This window comes from Clostridium sp. OF09-36 (assembly GCF_003481985.1).
Classification (GTDB): domain Bacteria; phylum Bacillota; class Clostridia; order Lachnospirales; family Lachnospiraceae; genus Brotaphodocola.
The window spans coordinates 299,221-317,632 of record NZ_QUMD01000001.1 but is presented as its reverse complement, the minus strand read 5'-3'; the positions used below and the strand labels follow the sequence as shown (position 1 = coordinate 317,632).

Annotated in this window: 17 protein-coding genes; 14 read left to right on the top strand and 3 right to left on the bottom strand. The window is 49.7% G+C overall.

The genetic code is table 11. From position 1 onward, the window contains the following. The 5 genes from DXA97_RS01470 to DXA97_RS01455 all read left to right on the top strand — a co-directional run bounded on the left by DXA97_RS01470 (window position 1) and on the right by DXA97_RS01455 (window position 5,207). The gene (locus DXA97_RS01470) at window positions 1–1,482 is read left to right on the top strand and encodes a tripartite tricarboxylate transporter permease (RefSeq protein ID WP_118718312.1); all 1,482 of its coding nucleotides are present in this window, start codon (window positions 1–3) and stop codon (window positions 1,480–1,482) included. 447 nt (window positions 1,483–1,929) lie between these two features. Next, window positions 1,930–2,895, top strand: a complete 966-nt coding sequence (locus DXA97_RS01465) for a hypothetical protein (RefSeq protein ID WP_243107508.1) — start codon at window positions 1,930–1,932, stop codon at window positions 2,893–2,895. Beyond that, window positions 2,892–3,068 (top strand): hypothetical protein, encoded by a 177-nt coding sequence (locus DXA97_RS20585; RefSeq protein ID WP_243107507.1) that lies wholly within the window; start codon window positions 2,892–2,894, stop codon window positions 3,066–3,068. The genes DXA97_RS01465 and DXA97_RS20585 overlap by 4 nt, the downstream gene beginning before the upstream one ends. A gap of 194 nt (window positions 3,069–3,262) precedes the next feature. Then, a complete protein-coding gene (locus tag DXA97_RS01460) occupies window positions 3,263–3,700 on the top strand; it encodes a tripartite tricarboxylate transporter TctB family protein (protein WP_118718311.1) in 438 nt (145 codons plus the stop codon). A 19-nt stretch (window positions 3,701–3,719) separates the two neighbouring features. Next, the gene (locus DXA97_RS01455; protein WP_118718310.1) at window positions 3,720–5,207 is read left to right on the top strand and encodes a tripartite tricarboxylate transporter permease; all 1,488 of its coding nucleotides are present in this window, start codon (window positions 3,720–3,722) and stop codon (window positions 5,205–5,207) included. 130 nt (window positions 5,208–5,337) lie between these two features. Here the strand turns inward: DXA97_RS01455 and DXA97_RS01450 are convergent, their stop codons facing one another. Both DXA97_RS01450 and DXA97_RS01445 read right to left on the bottom strand, forming a co-directional pair. Then, entirely contained in the window at window positions 5,338–6,264 is a 927-nt protein-coding gene (locus DXA97_RS01450) for a LysR family transcriptional regulator (RefSeq protein ID WP_118718309.1), read from the bottom strand. Between the two features lie 68 nt (window positions 6,265–6,332). Next, a complete protein-coding gene (locus tag DXA97_RS01445) occupies window positions 6,333–7,457 on the bottom strand; it encodes a LysR family transcriptional regulator (protein WP_118718308.1) in 1,125 nt (374 codons plus the stop codon). A gap of 215 nt (window positions 7,458–7,672) precedes the next feature. Here DXA97_RS01445 and DXA97_RS01440 point away from each other — a divergent pair, with 215 nt between their 5' ends. The 9 genes from DXA97_RS01440 (at window position 7,673) to DXA97_RS01405 (ending at window position 17,663) form a co-directional block, all read left to right on the top strand. After that, window positions 7,673–8,314, top strand: a complete 642-nt coding sequence (locus DXA97_RS01440) for an SLC13 family permease (protein ID WP_118718307.1) — start codon at window positions 7,673–7,675, stop codon at window positions 8,312–8,314. Next, window positions 8,311–8,955, top strand: coding sequence for an SLC13 family permease (locus DXA97_RS01435; RefSeq protein ID WP_118718306.1), 645 nt, complete (start codon window positions 8,311–8,313; stop codon window positions 8,953–8,955). Before DXA97_RS01440 ends, DXA97_RS01435 begins: the two co-directional genes overlap by 4 nt. A 133-nt stretch (window positions 8,956–9,088) precedes the next feature. After that, complete coding sequence (locus DXA97_RS01430) at window positions 9,089–10,012, top strand: alpha/beta hydrolase (protein ID WP_118718305.1); 924 nt, start codon at window positions 9,089–9,091, stop codon at window positions 10,010–10,012. Between the two features lie 246 nt (window positions 10,013–10,258). Continuing rightward, window positions 10,259–10,891 carry a TetR family transcriptional regulator gene (locus DXA97_RS01425; protein WP_118718304.1) on the top strand — a complete coding sequence of 211 codons (633 nt, stop codon included), beginning with the start codon at window positions 10,259–10,261 and terminating at the stop codon, window positions 10,889–10,891. A 113-nt stretch (window positions 10,892–11,004) separates the two neighbouring features. Next, window positions 11,005–12,162, top strand: a complete 1,158-nt coding sequence (locus tag DXA97_RS01420) for an efflux RND transporter periplasmic adaptor subunit (RefSeq protein ID WP_243107506.1) — start codon at window positions 11,005–11,007, stop codon at window positions 12,160–12,162. A gap of 31 nt (window positions 12,163–12,193) precedes the next feature. Next, a complete protein-coding gene (locus DXA97_RS01415; protein ID WP_118718303.1) occupies window positions 12,194–15,238 on the top strand; it encodes an efflux RND transporter permease subunit in 3,045 nt (1,014 codons plus the stop codon). Between the two features lie 30 nt (window positions 15,239–15,268). Beyond that, on the top strand, window positions 15,269–16,186 hold the full coding sequence (locus DXA97_RS01410) for a TolC family protein (RefSeq protein ID WP_243107505.1): 918 nt from the start codon (window positions 15,269–15,271) through the stop codon (window positions 16,184–16,186). Continuing rightward, complete coding sequence (locus DXA97_RS20580) at window positions 16,183–16,437, top strand: TolC family protein (RefSeq protein ID WP_243107504.1); 255 nt, start codon at window positions 16,183–16,185, stop codon at window positions 16,435–16,437. Before DXA97_RS01410 ends, DXA97_RS20580 begins: the two co-directional genes overlap by 4 nt. Window positions 16,438–16,451: 14 nt before the next feature. Continuing rightward, complete coding sequence (locus tag DXA97_RS01405) at window positions 16,452–17,663, top strand: TolC family protein (protein WP_118718302.1); 1,212 nt, start codon at window positions 16,452–16,454, stop codon at window positions 17,661–17,663. Between the two features lie 3 nt (window positions 17,664–17,666). Here DXA97_RS01405 and DXA97_RS01400 read toward each other — a convergent pair whose 3' ends face one another. Beyond that, complete coding sequence (locus tag DXA97_RS01400) at window positions 17,667–18,338, bottom strand: stage II sporulation protein R (RefSeq protein WP_118718301.1); 672 nt, start codon at window positions 18,336–18,338, stop codon at window positions 17,667–17,669. Window positions 18,339–18,412: the final 74 nt, after the last annotated feature.

The window sequence follows — 18,412 nt, the reverse complement described above, 5'->3', positions numbered from 1 at the left end:
ATGATTTCATTGGCTCATGTACTTATCGCGCTTCTCGGCGTGGTTGCAGGTATCATATTCGGAGCAATCCCTGGAATGACTGCGACCATGGCAGTAGCAGTATTCCTGCCTATGACCTACGCCTATGATCTGAATATGGCACTGTATCTGTTACTTGGTCTTTATGTCGGCGGTATCTCCGGTGGACTGGTTCCGGCAATCCTGATCAACATTCCGGGTACCCCGTCTTCCATCACCACCACCTTCGATGGTTACCCGATGGCAAAACGCGGCGAAGGTGAGAGAGCATTAAAGATCGGTATTTTATCCAGCTTTTTCGGTGGCATGATCTCTTTAGTCTGCCTGTGGCTGTTCACCCCGCTCTTAAGTGCAGCAGCACTGAAGTTCAGCGCAGTTGAGAAATTCCTCATCATCCTGTTCGCACTGACCGTTATCGCAGCTCTGTCCAAGGGCCAGATGCTCCGCGGTGTATTCGCAGGCTTCCTCGGCGTATTGACCAGCCTGATCGGTATGTTCAGCGTAAACAATGCTTACCGTATGGTTCCGGCAATGTTCAAGTCCAAAATGCAGGACGGCTTCCAGCTGCTCCCGGTTCTGATCGGTCTGTTCGCGATCGCCCAGATCTTCGAAGAGGCAGAGGAGGGTATGCGTTTTAAGATTGACAAAGTGGATGGCGAGATGAACGGAAAATCCACATTCTCCCTCAAAGATTTCAAGGGCCAGGGCATTAACGTATTCCGTTCTTCCCTGATCGGTACCTTCATGGGTGTACTTCCGGGTGTAGGCGGTTCCGCTGCTTCCATTCTTGCTTACGCACAGGCAAAGAACTTTTCTAAGCATCCGGAGCTTCTTGGTACCGGTGTTGCAGAAGGCCTGGTAGCATCCGAGTCTTCCAACAACGGTCTGACCGGTGGTGCGCTGATCCCGTTATTAAGCCTTGGTATCCCTGGTGACTCTACAACTGCAGTCCTGATCAGTGCATTCATGCTGCAGGGCGTACAGGTAGGTCCGCTGTTCATTACCCAGAACCCGCAGACCTGGAATACCATCTTGCTTGCACTGCTTGCATGTAACATTTTAATGTTTATCTGCATGTTCTACCCGATCAAGTGGATCAGTAAGATTATCTACATTCCGCGTCAGAGAATGTACCCGGTTATTATCATGATCTGTATCGTTGGTGCATACGCAACCAAGAACGGCCGTATCTTCGATGTATGGGCATTGCTCATCTTCGGTGTTGTTGGCTATATCTTCGGTAAGATCAAGATTCCGGCATCCTGCTACTTAATCGGTTTCATCCTTGGTAAGGACCTTGAGAACTACTTCATCCAGGCAGTATCCGCAGCAAACGGAAGTCTTGGTGTGTTCTTCTCCAGACCGATCGGCCTGTTCATCTGGGTACTGATCATCATTTCCATTGCATACGCGATCTACGATGACAGAAACACCAAGAAAAAAGCACAGGCAAAGAATGCATAAACAATATAACAATTGATTGAACCTTAATAGGGCCGTGTGAGCTGCCGAAAGACAGCTCACACGGCCTTTGTCATATATTGAAACTATTTCGATTAAAAAAATTAACGGAACTCGTAAAATAATTAAATTTACTTTGAATACAAAAGGGAATATAATTATTAACAGAATCTGTACGGATTCGAGGGTCTATCTGAATATCTTCTGTATGGCACGTTAAAATACCATAAGAAAAATTTAGAGAAACCTAAAAATATAATACTTTACGAAAAAAAGACTATGCGATATGATAAATATATCGTTAAAAGATGATAAACTTTGTTAAGAAAGAATAAAGTCATCGATTAACCGGAATATCCCCTTTCTGGTGGTGCGGTCCGTGAGGCAGGCCACAGAAAGGTGAAGATATTATAAACTTTTCATTTTTACATTTATGAAGGGAGAAGGAAAATGAGAAAAGTATTTAAGAAAGCAACAGCAGTTGTAGCAGCTGCAGCAATGGTTATGTCCATGGCAGGCTGCGGAAGCAAAGCAGCTACCGAGACCACCGCTGCAGCATCTGAGGCAGCACAGGGCGGCGAGGCAGCAGCTACCGAGGCAGCTACCGAGGCAGCAAACGTAGGCGGCGGTGAGAGCAGCTTAAAGGGACAGAACGTTCGTGTCGTAATTGGTTCTACCTCTACTTCCGGCGACTCTTACATGATCGCTGATCTGGTAACCCGTTACTTAAGCAAGGAGATGGGCTTCAACGGTAAAGTTGATGCGATCGGTAATGCAGCAGCCCTGGACGAGATGCAGAACGCAAAGGGCGACGGCAAGACTGTTATGATGTTCCACGACATGACTTTCTTAAGCGTTCTGTTCGGTTCTGTTGATGAGCAGTATGCTCTGGAGAACATGACTGTTGGTCCGCGTATCGGCCAGAACCCGGGCGCATGCTTCGGTGCAGCAGCTGAGAAAGGCTGGAACAACTTAAGCGATATCACCAAATATCTGCAGGACAACCCGGATGCTACCGTATCCTTCAACATCGAGTCCGGCGCAACCTCTCATCTGGCATTCGTTGCTTACTACCTGTATGTTCAGGAGACCTACGGCGATGAAGTTGCTGGACGTATCAAAGCAATCGTTGGTGGTACCACCGCTGAGAAACTGCAGAGACTGTGGGATCGTAACGCAGACGTTATCTACGGCGATACTTCTGCATTTGAGCAGTACACCAAAGATGGTGTTGAGAACCAGTTAAAGATGACCATGTTCGGTTCCTGCGGCGAGGTTGAGGGCTTAGAGATCGACTCCATGGCAAAAGATGGCGTTACCTTTGATGGTGAGCGTTTGAGTTCGCAAAAGATTTCTGCATGTACTTCCCGAAAGATATGGACGCAAGCGTACTGGCTGAGTACGAGGCAGCTATGAAGAAAGTTACCGAGGATCCGGCATTCGTAGCAGACATGCAGAAACTGTATTACAACGCACTGAGCGCAGACGAGGTTGGCGTAGAGGCTTCCAAGGAGTTCATCTACAACAAGCGTGAGATGTGTAAAGCCCTGATCGAGAAGGCTCCGTCTCTGGATACTCTGACTCAGTAATCTGTCTGTATCAGGACAACACAAGAAACTAAAAAAGTGCCCTGCGCAGGCTTACAGGAGTGTGTGCAGGGCACATTCTTTTTCAAAAAATGGCAGCGGTTCCGGTCCCTCGGACAGCTGTAAAAAGTAACATGGATGTGCAGCCGCGCATCCAAAGATTTAACATGTAGGTAAACAAAAGGAAAGGGATAACTATGATTCAGATCGTATACTCAACCCAGCATTGGATCGTTCCGCACATTGTTATGGGTATTCTGGTTGTACTTCTGGCAGCAATCATTCTGACCGAAGGTATGGCTCGTGTGAAAAACGGTGAGCCGTTCTTTAAGAAACCGGGAAAATTCTTTATCGACAACTGCGATTATGTGAAGCTGTTTGGTACTCTGGTATTATTCATTGGCTTCATCGCATGTCTGAATGTCATTGGTTTTACTGTAACCAGTATCGTTTTCGTGTTCCTGTTCAATGTGCTTTATGCAGGAGTTGCACCAAAGTCTCTGTTAGTTAGTGCTATCATTGCGCTGGTAAGTTCCATCGTGATCGCTGTTTTGTTCGGTGTTGTATTTAACATCACCCTGCCGAGCGGTATCTGCACCATGGCATTCCCGCAGTTCGGATTCACTTTATATTAAGGAAGGGAGGAAAACATAAATGATTTCAATTGCTCATGTATTGATTGCAGCACTCGGCGTTGTTGCCGGTATCGTGTTTGGTGCGATCCCAGGTATGACAGCAACCATGGCAGTAGCAGTTTTCCTGCCTATGACTTATGCTTATGATCTTGAAATGGCACTGTATCTGTTACTTGGCCTGTATGTCGGCGGTATTTCCGGTGGACTTGTTCCGGCTATCCTGATCAACATCCCAGGTACCCCGTCTTCCATCACCACTACCTTCGATGGTTACCCGATGGCAAAACGCGGCGAGGGTGAGAGAGCACTTAAGATCGGTATTTTCTCCAGCTTCATCGGCGGTCTTATTTCCCTGATCTGCCTGTGGCTGTTCACCCCGCTTTTAAGTGCAGCAGCACTGAAGTTCAGCGCAGTTGAGAAATTCCTGATCATCCTGTTTGCACTGACCGTTATCGCAGCTCTGTCTAAGGGTCAGATGCTTCGTGGTGTATTCGCAGGTTTCCTTGGCGTATTAACCAGCCTGATCGGTATGTTCAGCGTAAACAACGCTTACCGTATGGTTCCGGCTATGTTCAAGTCCAAAATGCAGGACGGCTTCCAGCTGCTCCCGGTTCTGATCGGTCTGTTCGCGATCGCTCAGATCTTCGAAGAGGCAGAGGAAGGCATGCGCTTCAAGATTGACAAAGTAGACGGCGAGATGGACGGCAAGTCCACCTTCTCCTTCAAGGATTTCAAGGGTCAGGGCATCAACCTGCTTCGTTCTTCCTTAATCGGTACCTTCATGGGCGTACTTCCGGGTGTAGGCGGTTCCGCTGCTTCCATTCTGGCATACGCACAGGCAAAGAACTTCTCCAAACATCCGGAACTGCTTGGTACCGGTGTTGCAGAGGGTCTGGTAGCATCCGAGTCTTCCAACAACGGTCTGACCGGTGGTGCATTAATCCCGTTATTAAGCCTTGGTATCCCTGGTGACTCCACAACTGCAGTCCTGATCAGTGCATTCATGCTGCAGGGCGTACAGGTAGGTCCGCTGTTCATTACCCAGAACCCGGAGACCTGGAACACCATCCTGCTTGCATTACTTGCATGTAACATTTTAATGTTCATCTGCATGTTCTACCCGATCAAGTGGATCAGCAAGATCATCTACATTCCGCGTCAGAGAATGTACCCGGTTATCATCATGATCTGTATCGTAGGTGCATACGCAACCAAGAATGGCCGTATCTTCGATGTATGGGCACTGCTCATCTTCGGTGTTGTTGGCTATATCTTCGGTAAGATCAAGATCCCGGCATCCTGCTACTTAATCGGTTTCATCCTTGGTAAGGACCTTGAGAACTACTTCATTCAGGCAGTATCCGCAGCAAACGGAAGCCTTGGTGTATTCTTCTCCAGACCGATCGGTCTGTTCATCTGGGTTCTGATCATCATCTCCATTGCATACGCAATCTACGATGACAGAAACACCAAGAAAAAAGAAGCAGCAAAAAAAGCTAACGCTTAATTACATATGATAAAAAAGCCGCCCGCGTGGAATAAAATCTGCGCGGGCGGCTTTTTATTTCGTATGATGTATGGAGCAGGTGAGAGCGGCATAGCTTCTGAATGTTTAGGAAATTATGACTTCTGATTCTTTAGAAAACTGCTGCTGATTTTGTTCGGACACCGTTGATATGGGACTCTGCATCCTGCAAGAGCAGCAGGATTAAGTCTCTCACGGGACCGGTCAGGATACTGCTTTTCGGGTAAGCAATGACAATCTGGAAAAGGACCGGTGGCTGCAAGGAAAACAGGCGGCAGCCATGAAGCTGCCCGGCGGCGGAGCGGGGCAGAAAGGCGATCCCTTTCTGGTGTGCGACCATGTTTCCGGCTGCGTTGATATCACTGATCTCGCAGAGAATATCGGGAGCGAATGAAAGACCGGACAGAATGTTTCGTTCCAGGGTGCGGAAAAAGCTGTTGTGCTGGTTTAAGATAAAAGACTCTCCGGAAAGCTGGGAGAGATCGGCTCCATGCTGCTCGAAGAACGGAATAAGCGGATGGGAAACGGAAAGAGCCAGCATCAGCTCTTCTTCCCGGAGTGGGAGAAATTCCAGCATGGTGTGGGCCGCTTCCCCGGTGGCAGCCACAGCCAGATCGGCCATACCGTTTGAGAGATAGTCTTTGGCAATGGAGGCATTTCCGTCAATGGTACTGATCAGCGTATGTGGGTGGAGCTTTCGGAAGGCGGGCAGGATGTCCACGGAAAAATTGGGCAGCAGAATATTGTTGTAGATTAAGGTGATCTGGCGCTTTCCAGACTGGGAGAGCTTGCGGATATCGCTTAAGGCGTGCTCGTGGATGTTCTGGATGGAACGGGCTCCATTTACATAAATCTTCCCGGCGTCGGTCAGGCGCATCTCATTGTGTTCGCGCACAAAGAGCTTTGTCTCCAGGCGATCCTCCAGACGTTTGAGCTGTCGGCTTAAAGTGGGCTGGGAGATGAGGAGCCGGTCGGCAGCCCGGGACATGGAGCGCTCCTCGGCAATGGCAATGATATACTCTAATGTCTGAAATGTCATGGTAGTTTCCTTTCTGTTTCGTGTCAGGTGTCTGATGAAAAGGCAAAAGCAGCTTTTCTGGCTGTTTATCAGAGCAGCTGTCCGCTTTGGAATTCTTTCCAGATGGATCTGCCGGCTTCGTTAAGATCCAGCGTATAATAGGGAACCTCTTTGTCGGCCATGATCATCAGCCAGATAAAATAGCGCTCACTCTCGGACAGCACCTTTCCTTTTCTTAATATAATACACAGATCTAAGGAGTAGCGGGGAGAGAGCGACAGGTAGGCAATCTCCGGATCATCTAACTGGGCCGCAGAGCGGGGAAGAAACGCGATTCCGGAACCGCCGCGGACCATATTGCGCATAACGGTGGTATTGCTGCTCTCGTACACGACCGTGGGGGTGAAGCCGGCCTGGGTAAAAATATAACTCGATATATTGCGGATGGTATTGCCTGGGGTCATGAGAATGAAGGGGGAATCGGAAAGTTCTTCGGGCTTAACCTGTGGAAATTCACTGTGGGAATCCAAAACGCTGCTCGTTTGCCTGCTGTGCAGGGCAAGCGGATGGAAGGCAGGAACTGCGACTACGATCTCTTCCCGGAACAGGGTAATGTAGTCGAAGTCTGCGGATTCTGTGTCAAAGCAGGTTCCCAGGGAAAAGGAGAGCACGCCTTCAAGGACCATCTGGCGAAGCTCCCGCATATAGCCATCGCGGAGGCTGACGCGGATGGAGGGATACCGGGAAGAAAACTGGGAAAACACCTTGGAGGCGATCTCGGAACCGCGCAGTGGGGTAACGCCGATGAGAAGCTCTATGGGCGCCGTGGCCGAGAGCTGGCGGATGGACTGGAGTGTCCGTTCTTGTGTGGCAAGAATGCGCTTTGCTGCCTCCAGATAGATCCGACCGGCAGGGGTCAGGATGAGTTTCTTTTTGTCTCGGAGAAACAGATCCATTCCCAGCTCCTGTTCTAAGCCGGACAGAAAAACACTTAAGGTCGGCTGAGAGATGCCGAGGCGCTTTCCGGCCCCGGAAAGAGTACCCTCTTCCGCGAGGGCAATGAGGTAGGACATATTTTTGATCTGCATGTGCTGGTCCTTTCGTTCTTTGGCAATGAGAGCCTGCGATTTGCCTTTGTGTTGCCTGCAGCCGTCTCCGCTTTGCTTACAGCTTGGAAATTTCAGGACAACCGTGTTTTGGGATGCTTTCAGCATACTGTATCCCACCTGGAAAGTCAACAATGTATAGTTTTTTGTAATAATATATATAGCGAGAAATGGATTGTTTATTAGATAACAGAATGGTACAATCTCTACATAAACAAAAGAGATAAAAGAGCAAAAGGTACTGTGCTGTAAGGCCAATGATCATGAACTGCGCAGAAAGTCTATCCTTTTTTATCTAAAAATGTAATGAGGGAGAAATTGAGATGAATGTACAGATGATTATGGCATTATGTATCCTGGTATTCATGGTTGTAATGCTTTTGACCCATGTGCTTCCATATGGTGTAACAGCAATGATCTGCTGTGTTCTGTTTGTATTTACCGGAGTTTTAGATTTAAAGACGGCCTTTTCCGGCCTTTCCAGCAGCACTACGCTGATGATCGCGCCGATGATCGTAGTTGCGAGCGCACTCGGCAAGACAAGCCTGATCCACCGTTTAAGAGGCGTGATGGGCAAGCTTCAGGGTAAGAGCGGTTTTCTTCTGATCGCAGGTTTATGTGGAATGACCATTATCCTGTCCCAGCTGATGGGCCAGGTTGCCTGCATTTCCGTAATGCTCCTGTTTATCCAGACCTTTGATGATGACAGCGAGTATTCCCCGTCCAGATTGTTATTCCTGGTTGCTACCATCAACTGTCTGGCAACTTCCAAGTTCCCGATCGGTATGGGTGCAACCATGCCGGGAACCATTACTTCCTATTATCAGGGTCTGGTTGGTCCGGAGGATTGTCTTGGGATCACCGATTTCTTCAAAGCAGGAATCCTTCCGCTGATCGTGGGAACTATTTACTGCATTCTGTGCTACCGCCTGATCCCGAATGGTCCATTGATAAGAGCCAGGTGAAGGATGTAAAGGACACAGCTCCGATCTCTAAGAAGGATGAGTACATGATCTTTGGTGTGTTTGCAGTGATCATGCTTGGCTTCATGTTCACCAACCAGCTTGGCAGCGATATCACCAACGTGATCCCGTCTGCAGGACTTCTGGTCCTGATCGTATTTAAGGTACTGGAGATCCCGGAGGTTATGAAGACCCTGACCTGCGATATGGTATGGATGGTTGCCGGAATGAGCGTTGTTTCTACCGCACTTTCCAAAACCGGTGTCGGCGAGCTGATCGGCCAGACCGTATTAAACATCCTTGGCGGACATCCGAGCGGACTGTTTGTAAGTATCGTATTCTGCGTAGCTTGCGCACTGATGACCAACTTCATGTCTAACATGGGAACCATGGCACTGATGAGCCCGATTGCAGCTTCCACTGCACTGGCAGGCGGCATGAACGTAAAAGCAGTTGTTCTTTGCTGCTGCGTATCTGCATGGCTGGCATTCGTAATGCCGACCGGCTGCTCCGGAACCATGATGGCGTTTGGTATCGGAAACCAGAACCCGTTAAAAACACTGAGGTTTACGCTGCCATTGCTGGTTCTTACGCTGATTGCACTGATCATTGGCATTAATATTTTCTTCCCGATCTACGGTTAAGAAGAAAGAAACCTGCATCCGGATGAGGGTGCAGGTTTCCTGCATGAAATATAATGGAAAGAGAATGCACGATGTTGCATGAAAATGAAGGTGCAGCGAAAAGAATCCTGCATCGAAAAGAGGAGAATGAATCATGAAAAAAGTATTTGATCCGGGTACAAAGAAAAAGACCTTAACACTGGTTGATAATATCGTATATTCTACAGTAAAAGACCTGGAGGGCAACCCGCTGGAATTAAAGCTTTCTGTCCTGCTCCAGAACGGAAACAGTGAGATGCGTGCTGCTGTGGGTGAAGATGATCCGAAAGAGGACCACAGCCCGAAGCCGGCTCTGGTATGGGTACCAGGCGGCGGCTGGAAAGGCACAGATAAGAATATGATGCTTGGCGAGATGACCGAGTTTGCCAACGCGGGTTATGTGGTTGCTTCTATTTATTACCGCAGCAGTGCCCAGGGACATTACCCGGATCAGCTGATCGATGTCAAGACTGCGATCCGTTTCCTTCGCGCCCATGCAGCGGAGTACGAGATCGACCCGGAGCGTATCGGCATCTTTGGCCGGTCTGCAGGCGGACACCTCGCAGCTGCAGCGGCCATGAACCAGGATGGCTTTGACAGCGAAGAGTGGAGCGGTTATTCTTCTAAGGTTCAGGCCTGCAGTGACATGTTTGGACCGGTTGATATCAAGGCTCTGATGGAAAACGAGGAAAAACAGTTTTCAAATCCTTCCGCACGCTGGCATTGCATTGAGGAAACACACGGAGGCTGCCTGATCGGCGGAGACCCGACTACCATGAAGGAGCGTGGGGCAAAGGCAAGTCCGGTCAATATGGTAAATCCGGGTATGTGCCCGATCCAGATCCTTCACGGCGACAACGACCCGCTTGTGCCGGTAGCGATCAGCAGTGAGGTGCTCTACCAGAAGATCGTGGAAGCAGGCATGGAGGATAAGGCAGAGTTTTATGTGATCCCAGGCGCTGGCCATGGAACCAGAGAGTTCTTCCAGGACAGCACCAAGGAGCTGCAGGTTGCATTCTTCGATAAATACCTGAAATAGGGTAAAAATGAATAGGGAATATTAGAAAATAACGGCAGAAGCCGATGCAGAAGATGCGTCAGTTTCTGTCGTTGTTTTATTTTTGGGAAAAACAATTGCATGGGAACTCCGTAAGAAAACCATAAAGAAATTATAAAATCACATTCAGATACTTGACAAGATGACAGCTTGTCATTATAATGTGACATATTGTCATGTGAAAAAGTGACAGCTTGTCATAAAAATGACAAAAAGGAGGTGCAAAGCATGCCTACGGAGCGATTTTACCGTCTTCCGGAAGCGAAAAAGCAGATCATCCGGGAAGCAGCCATCAAGGAATTCGCAAGAGTCCCGTTTGATAAGGCTTCTATTAACCAGATCATTCAGAATGCGGATATTTCCCGCGGAAGCTTTTACACATATTTCGAGGACAAGCAGGATGTGGTCCGCTATATTTTTGAGGATCATGCAGCACAGCTCAAGGATTATTGCGAAAGCGAGCTGAACCGTAATGGCGGTGATTTTTTTACCATGTTAGACTGGCTGTTTGAGTTTACGATCCGCCAGCTGACGGAGTCGAAGGAAATGATCGAGGTGGTGAAGCATGTATTTTCCTACCAGGAGAATACCAGTGCATTTGGTATTGAATTTGGCTGCAAACCGCCGATGGGAGGAATAAAACCAGAGGAGTCCCCCGTACAATGGTTGTTAAAGAGAATCCGCCTGGAGGATTTTGCAGTGCAGTCGGAACAGAAACTCGATACCGTCATGCAGCTTGGTATGGTATCCCTTCTTCTGGCTATCCGGGCTTACTATCAGAATCCGGCTGATCTGGAAGCAATCCGGACCCGCTACCGGGATACGATGGAAGTGTTAAAGTATGGCGTGTTAAAAAAGTAAGCTGCTGTTCACGTAAGCGTGCCCGGCAGCAGAAATAACCCATAAAAGTAAAAAAGACGTAACTGTGAAGGTACTGAACAGTTACAAAAAGACGAGGATAAGAGGAGACAGCTATGAAAAAGAAAGTAGTAATTGCAGGAGTGGTAGTTGCGGCGATTGCGGTTGTGGCAGGTCTTAGCCTGACCCGCGGCAAGCAGACCGAAGAAGAAACCCTGATACCGGTTGTAAATGTGGAAAGTCCAAAGACCGGAAGCATTGAACTGTACCGCAGCCTGGTGGGCAAGGTTGAGCCGTCAGATGTGGTCTATATTTACCCGAAGGCAGCCGGTGAGATCACCGACGTGTTTGTGAAAGCAGGCGACATGGTCCAGGAGGGCCAGCCGATCTGCAAGATTGATACCAAGCAGGTGGAAGCCGCGAGACTCCAGATGGAATCTGCACAGCAGGCTTTAGGCGATGCCAATACCAACCTGGCCCGCCAGCAGGCATTGTTTGCGGCAGGCGATATCGCCAGTGTGGCATTTGAGCAGGCGCAGACCCAGGCAAAGAATGCACAGATCGCTTATGATTCCGCAAAGCTGAACTATGATTATCAGGTGGAATTTGCAAACGTGACTGCACCGATCTCCGGTAAGGTGGAGATCTGCAACGTCGAGGTCCATGACAACGTAGCATCCCAGGTTCTGCTGGCTGTTATTTCCGGCGAGGGCAGCAAGTCCATTACCTTCTCTGTTCCGGAGAAGATCGCTTCTGAGCTGCATGTCGGTGACCCGGTTACGGTCGATAAAAACGGAACCGATTACCAGGGTACCATCAACGAGGTCAGCAGCATGATCGACGATTCCACCGGCCTGTTTAAGATCAAGGCATCTGTGGACAACGGCGATGCGCTTCCGACCGGATCTACCACGAAGCTGTCTGTCATTTCTGACCGCGCAGACAATGTGCTGACCATTCCGGTTGACGCAGTTACTACTCCGGCGGTGACGCTTACGTTTATACCTATGACAACGGAACCGTGCATTATGTTCCGGTTGAAATTGGCCTTTACGATTCTGAGAAGGCACAGGTTCTTTCTGGTATCAATGCTTCCGATGAGATCATTACCACCTGGAGCTCTGAGCTGTATGAGGGCTCTCAGGTGCAGAAGGCAGACGCAAATGCAGCAGCTTCCACGGATTCTGAGAGCAATGCACAGGGCGAAACAGCAGACAATGCAGAGACCACCGAAAATGCAGAAAGCACTGAGCAGCTGCCGAGACAAACGGTAACTAAGGGTAAAGCAGAAGGAGGAAAACATCAATGGGATTAACAAAATCAGTCCTGAAGCGGCCGGTTACCGTGGTCATGGTAATCCTGTGCCTGATCGTGTTCGGTCTTCAGTCCGTGCTTGGATCTAAGCTGGAGCTGATGCCGAGCATGGATATGCCGGTTCTTATTGTATATTCCGTATACCCGGGTGCCAGCCCGGAAGACGTCAATGATCTGGTCAGCACCAAGATTGAGGACGAGATCGGTTCCTTAAGTGGTGTCGATACGATCCAGTCCCGTTCTATGGAGAACGTTTCCCTGGTCATCATCCAGTATGACTATGGTAAAGATATTGACGAAGCATACGACGACTTAAAGAAAAAGATGGACGCCATAGAGGGCGATCTTCCGGACGACTGCAATGCTCCGGTCATCATGGAGTTAAACATCGATGAGATGGATACCGTGTCTCTCGTGATCAATAACAAGGCAGAGTCCAATCTTTATAACTATGTTAACAACAAGATCGTTCCGGAGTTTGAGAAGATCACCACCGTTACCGATGTCAGCATCAGTGGTGGCCAGAAGGAGTACATCCAGGTAGAGCTGATCCCGGAAAAGCTGGAACAGTATCATTTAACCCTTGCTTCCGTGGCATCCTCCATCGGAAGTGCAGACTTTACTTACCCGTCCGGCGATACCATCGTGGGTGGACAGAAGCTTTCTGTCAGTGCCGGAACCGAGTATGACACAGAGGAATTATTAAAGACCATTCCGCTGAACCTTGGAAATGGCAATGTCATTTACTTATCTGATATTGCGAATGTCCAGACGGCTCAGGAGGATGCGGACAGTATCGCGCGCTACAATGGTGAGGATACCATTTCCATCGGCATCAAGAAACAGCAGAGTGCATCTGCGGTTGATGTTTCCAAGTCCGTAAAGCAGACCATCAAAACCCTGATGGATGCCGATGAAAACCTGGAGATCGTTACCGTAAACGATACCAGTGACAACATCACTTCTTCTTTAAAGAGTGTTATGCAGACCATGGTGATGGCAGTTGTGGTTTCCATGCTGATCATCTTCCTGTTCTTTGGTGAGATCAAGGCATCCCTGATCGTTGGTACCTCGATCCCGATCTCTATCCTGGCTGCCCTGATCCTGATCCAGGTTATGGGCTTCTCCTTAAACGTAGTTACCTTATCGAGCTTGGTACTTGGTGTAGGTATGATGGTAGATAACTCCATCGTAGTGCTGGAGAGCTGCTTCCGTTCAACGAAAGGAAAAGGCATTGTGGGCTACCGGGAAGCTGCCCTGGAAGGAAGCGGCATCGTGCTGCAGTCCATCATCGGTGGTACCGTGACCACCTGCGTTGTATTCCTTCCGCTGGCTCTCTTACAGGGTCTGACCGGACAGATGTTTAAACCGTTAGGCTTTACCATCATCTTCTGTATGGTGGCATCCCTCATCAGCGCAATGACCATCGTTCCGCTGTGTTACTGCTTCTACCGTCCGCAGGAGAAGGAGGAGTCCCCGGTGGGAGGCCTGATCCGTGCGATGCAGAACGGTTACCGCAGCATTATGAAGGTTCTTCTTCCGAAAAAGAAAACCGTGATCTTTACTTCCATCGCACTTCTGGTGGCTGCCTTCTGGATGGCTTCACAGCTGCGCATGGAGCTGATGGTTTCCGATGATACCGGTGAGATTTCCGTTTCCATTGAGACCCGTCCGGGCCTGACTCTGGAAGAAGAAGATAAGATCTACGCACAGGTCGAGAAAATCGTAACAGCCGACGAAGACCTGGATTCCTACATGCTGACGTCCGGCGGAAGCGGTATGTCCTCCATGACCAGCACAGGTGCAACCCTGACTGCCTACTTAAAGGATGACAGAAAACGTGAGACCAGCGAGGTTATTAAGGAGTGGAAGCCGCTCTTAAACCAGATCGCAGGTGCGAACATCTCCATGGATATCGCATCCTCCTCCAGCATGTCCTCCTCCAGCAGCAGTGGCATTGAGTACATCCTGCAGAGTACACAGTACGATGAATTAAAGGATGCATCTGACCAGATCACCAAAGAACTTCTGGAGCGCCCGGAGGTATCTAAGGTGCACAGTACCCTGGAGAACGCGGCGCCGGTTGTTAAGCTGAACATCGATGCCATGAAGGCGGACGCAGAGAACATTACCCCGCTTCAGATCGCAGGTACGGTCAGTGCCATGCTGGGTGGTAAAGAGGCAACAACCTTAAACGTAGACGGTGACGATGTCAGTGTTATGGTAGAGTACCCAGATGATGAGTACGACACCATCGACAAGTTAAAGGGCATTGTGCTTCCGAACAACGCAGGCGGTTCCGTAGCCCTGGCTGATGTAGCCGATGTGGTATTCCAGGATAGCCCGAATACCATTACCAGAAAAGATAAGCAGTATCAGGTGACCATCACCGGCGATGTACCGACCGACGATGCGCGCCAGATCGATGCGATCGAGAACAAATTATATAATGAAGTTGTAAGCAAGCATTTGACCCCGACCATCACCCGTGCCTTAAACTCCCAGGATGAGAGCATGAAGGAGGAGTTCGGCAACCTGGGTACCGCCATCATCACCGCGATCTTTTTGATCTTCGTTGTCATGGCAGCACAGTTTGAGTCACCGAAGTTCTCCCTGATGGTCATGACTACCATCCCGTTCTCCCTGATCGGTTCCTTTGGACTGTTATTCCTTGCAGACTGCCCGATCAGTATGGTATCCTTACTTGGATTTTTGATGTTAGTCGGTACCGTAGTAAACAATGGTATCCTGTATGTTGATACCGTAAACCAGTACCGGACCAAAATGGACCGTGACACAGCCCTCATTGAGGCTGGTGCGACCCGTCTTCGCCCGATCCTGATGACAACCTTAACCACCGTTGTATCCATGGTCCCGATGGCATTTGCTTACGGCGACAGTGGTAAGAGCATGCAGGGTCTTGCCCTGGTAGATGTAGGCGGACTGGTAGCTTCTACCATTCTGGCACTCTTAATGCTGCCGATCTACTACGAGGTCATGAGCCCGAAAAAGAAACCGGAACCTCATTACGATTAATAAGCCAGACGGCTTCGGAGGATGTTTATAATGAAACGATTCAAACAGACATTGTCTCTGGCACTTGCCGGAGTCATGGTGACGGCAGCGCCGGTGACGGCGTTTGCCGCCAGCCCGGAGTTCGCCCGCAGCGCTGAGGAGTGGGCAAAATTACGGGACAATACGATTGAGTACGATGAACTGGAAGGCCTGATCCAGGAATACAACGCCACCGTGCAGACCAACAATCTGGACCTGGCGGAGTTTAAGCGGAAATATGGTGATACCAAGGACGATGTATCATCCAAATACCGTGATATGGCCGATGAAATCTATTCCAGCATTACTTACCCGGACAGCGACGAGGCGACATACGGTATGATGGTCGGTTCGGTTGTCATGGCAGAGGTCCAGGCAAAGAATATGGAATCGCAGGCAGATGATAACCTGCAGGACAGTGAGATCGTCTACCTGAATTATAAGTCCGCAGAAAAAACGCTGGTGACGGTGGCACAGTCCAACATGATCAGTTATGAGAAGGACCAGCTGGCGTTAAAGCAGGCAGAGCTTGCAAAGCGTCAGGCAGAGATTTCCTTAACCTCCACACAGACGCAGGCAGCCCTTGGCATGAGTACGCAGGTAGATGTTTTAAATGCGCAGGAAAGCATCCAGAATGCAGAGCGCACGGTGGAGTCCTCGAAAGCAGCTATTGAGAATGTGCGCCAGAAGCTTCAGGTTATGCTGGGCTGGAAGTACAACGATACCCCGGAAATTACAGCGGTACCTGTTTCGGATATGAACCGCATCGCGGCAATGAACCCGGAGACAGATAAGGCGCAGGCGCTGGAAAACAATTACACCTTAAAGGTGAATAAAAAGAAGCTGGCAAATGCCACCAGCGCTAACACGAAGGAAAGCCTGCAGAAGACCATCGAGGATAATGAGAGAAAGATCGGCTCTGCCTGGTGACTAATTACCAGAATGTGCTGACTGCAAAGCTGGCATATGACCAGGCAGAAGCAAACCTGGATCTGGCAAAGCGGAATTTAAACAGCATGCAGCTGCAGTTTGACCAGGGAAAGGCCAGCAGAAACCAGCTGGAGAACCAGCAGATCACCGTAGAAAATGCAGAGCTTGCCTTAAAGACGGCAGACCTGACCCTGTTCCAGACCATGGAAACCTATGACTGGGCAGTGAACGGTCTTGCAAGTACCTCATAAGGAGCGTGTGTGATATGAAAAGAAAACATCAGATCCTTGCTTTGGGGCTTGCGGCAGTTCTTGCGTCTGCATCGGTGGTTCCGGCCTTTGCCGGGTATGCGCCTACCGGTCCCGGAGCAGAGCCGGGACCTGAAAAATACGATGCGGAAACGCTGGCAAAGCTGCAGGACAATGTTCTGGAATACGATGAGCTTACCCTGCGTGTGCGGGAGTATAACCCGAACATTTCGGAGGCCTGGAGAAAGTATGGAGAGTCGAAGGAAGACTACCAGAATATGCTGACGGAGCTGGAAAGCACCTATGATAAATCCATGGACAATATTGATGACGTTTTAAAGCCGTTAAAGCAGGCGAAAAAGCTGATGCCGCAGCTGAAAAGTTCGGTGAAGCAGATGGAAAGCTTAAAGAGCGGTTACCACAGTCTGGTCCAGGGAATCCGGGATACAGTGACGAACTGGGACACCAGCAAGGTCAACACGGCCACGATCCGCCAGTATGAAAAACAGGTGGTCTCCGGTGCCCAGAGTGCCATGATCGGCTACAATACCATCGTGGATAATAAGGCGACGCTGGAGACGCTGGTGGACCTGTACCAGAAACAGTGCGATATGTATGAGCGGATGGCAGGACTCGGACTGGCAAACCAGACGGATTTAGTCAGTGCACAAACGTCTCTCATCGGGGCGAAGGCCCAGCTGGCCTCGCTGCAGTCCCAGGAGGACAGCGTGTATCGTACCCTGTGTCTGCTGCTTGGCTATGATACTAACAGCGGTGTGCAGATCCAGAACCTTCCGGCTTTTGATATGGGCAGGTTAGATGGCATGAATCTGGAAGCAGACACAAAGAAGGCAATCGGCAATAACTATACGCTGATCGGCCAGAGAACCTCTGCAAAGGGCGAGACCAACGCCCAGATCGCAGCCCGACTGAACACGATCAACGAGGGTGAGCAGAAGCTGACGATCGAGATGCAGCGCCTTTACCAGGATGTTCTGGATAAAAAGGCTGCTTACGAGGCCGCGCAGACCGGCTATGCGGCTGCTGAAAAGAGCAATGGGGCAGCGCAGCGGCAGTACCAGAACGGTCTTTTGTCTGAGATGCAGTACGTCGGCACTCAGATCAGCTACAACCAGAAGAAGGCTGCAAAGGAAGCGGCAGAGCTTGATCTGTGGTCGGCCATGAATGCCTATGACTGGGGCATTGAAGGCTTGGCAACCGTGGAATAGCTGCTATGCCATTTGGCCTGTGCCGTGTGATGGCAGCACAGGATCAAGACAAGGAAAAAAGAAAAAACGGATTTTGACATCAGGGCGATGATCCTCTAACAGGGAGTAATCGCCCTGATTTAATTTATCCCGGAGCTTATCCCGGCTTTCTTCGGGGATCTCTTTGCACACTTCATCCAGAAAGCAGAAGCGCGGGTAGAGCACGCACCACCAGTTGTGCCCCTTCCCTTTTCCGAGGATCACCCGCGCAGCGTCGTAGGTTCCGCAGGGAATGACCAGGTCATCGTAGACCCGGGTGGGAAAGTATGTGCGCTCCAGAGACAGATGCGCCTGGTAAGATATCCCTTTTTGCATCAGAAAATGGCCGGCGGCACTTTCCAGGCCGGACTGGTTTTCTTCCAGCCAGGAAACCATGCTTTCTTTGCTGTTTACGGTTTCGGGCAGCCGGTCACAGATCCAGTCCAGCAGGTAGCTGCGCACCTCCAGCTTGACGGCCTGGTCCTCTTTGGAATCGCTGTTTGCAAGAATGTGAAACCGCAGGATGGATGGTGCGATGCGTCCGGCCAGATCTTCCCGGCTTTTTTGCAGGCTTCCCATGGAGAGAAGCAGAAAGAACAGAAGCAGCAGGAAAAATAAGGGTGGAAAGAGTGGACGCGACATAGATTTAGTTTTCATGGAAAAACCTCCGCTTCATCAATCTTTTTTTGTGTACTGTCACTTTTTAAGTGTTGACAGGTATGTTATAATTA

What these genes read in the sequence shown, in the direction of transcription:
- DXA97_RS01470 (WP_118718312.1), top strand. Translation starts at nt 1, where the DNA reads ATGATTTCATTGGCTCATGTACTTATCGCGCTTCTCGGCGTGGTTGCA.
- DXA97_RS01465 (WP_243107508.1), top strand. Translation starts at nt 1,930, where the DNA reads ATGAGAAAAGTATTTAAGAAAGCAACAGCAGTTGTAGCAGCTGCAGCA.
- DXA97_RS20585 (WP_243107507.1), top strand. Translation starts at nt 2,892, where the DNA reads ATGAAGAAAGTTACCGAGGATCCGGCATTCGTAGCAGACATGCAGAAA.
- DXA97_RS01460 (WP_118718311.1), top strand. Translation starts at nt 3,263, where the DNA reads ATGATTCAGATCGTATACTCAACCCAGCATTGGATCGTTCCGCACATT.
- DXA97_RS01455 (WP_118718310.1), top strand. Translation starts at nt 3,720, where the DNA reads ATGATTTCAATTGCTCATGTATTGATTGCAGCACTCGGCGTTGTTGCC.
- DXA97_RS01450 (WP_118718309.1), bottom strand. Translation starts at nt 6,264, where the DNA reads ATGACATTTCAGACATTAGAGTATATCATTGCCATTGCCGAGGAGCGC.
- DXA97_RS01445 (WP_118718308.1), bottom strand. Translation starts at nt 7,457, where the DNA reads ATGCTGAAAGCATCCCAAAACACGGTTGTCCTGAAATTTCCAAGCTGT.
- DXA97_RS01440 (WP_118718307.1), top strand. Translation starts at nt 7,673, where the DNA reads ATGAATGTACAGATGATTATGGCATTATGTATCCTGGTATTCATGGTT.
- DXA97_RS01430 (WP_118718305.1), top strand. Translation starts at nt 9,089, where the DNA reads ATGAAAAAAGTATTTGATCCGGGTACAAAGAAAAAGACCTTAACACTG.
- DXA97_RS01425 (WP_118718304.1), top strand. Translation starts at nt 10,259, where the DNA reads ATGCCTACGGAGCGATTTTACCGTCTTCCGGAAGCGAAAAAGCAGATC.
- DXA97_RS01420 (WP_243107506.1), top strand. Translation starts at nt 11,005, where the DNA reads ATGAAAAAGAAAGTAGTAATTGCAGGAGTGGTAGTTGCGGCGATTGCG.
- DXA97_RS01415 (WP_118718303.1), top strand. Translation starts at nt 12,194, where the DNA reads ATGGGATTAACAAAATCAGTCCTGAAGCGGCCGGTTACCGTGGTCATG.
- DXA97_RS01410 (WP_243107505.1), top strand. Translation starts at nt 15,269, where the DNA reads ATGAAACGATTCAAACAGACATTGTCTCTGGCACTTGCCGGAGTCATG.
- DXA97_RS01405 (WP_118718302.1), top strand. Translation starts at nt 16,452, where the DNA reads ATGAAAAGAAAACATCAGATCCTTGCTTTGGGGCTTGCGGCAGTTCTT.
- DXA97_RS01400 (WP_118718301.1), bottom strand. Translation starts at nt 18,338, where the DNA reads ATGAAAACTAAATCTATGTCGCGTCCACTCTTTCCACCCTTATTTTTC.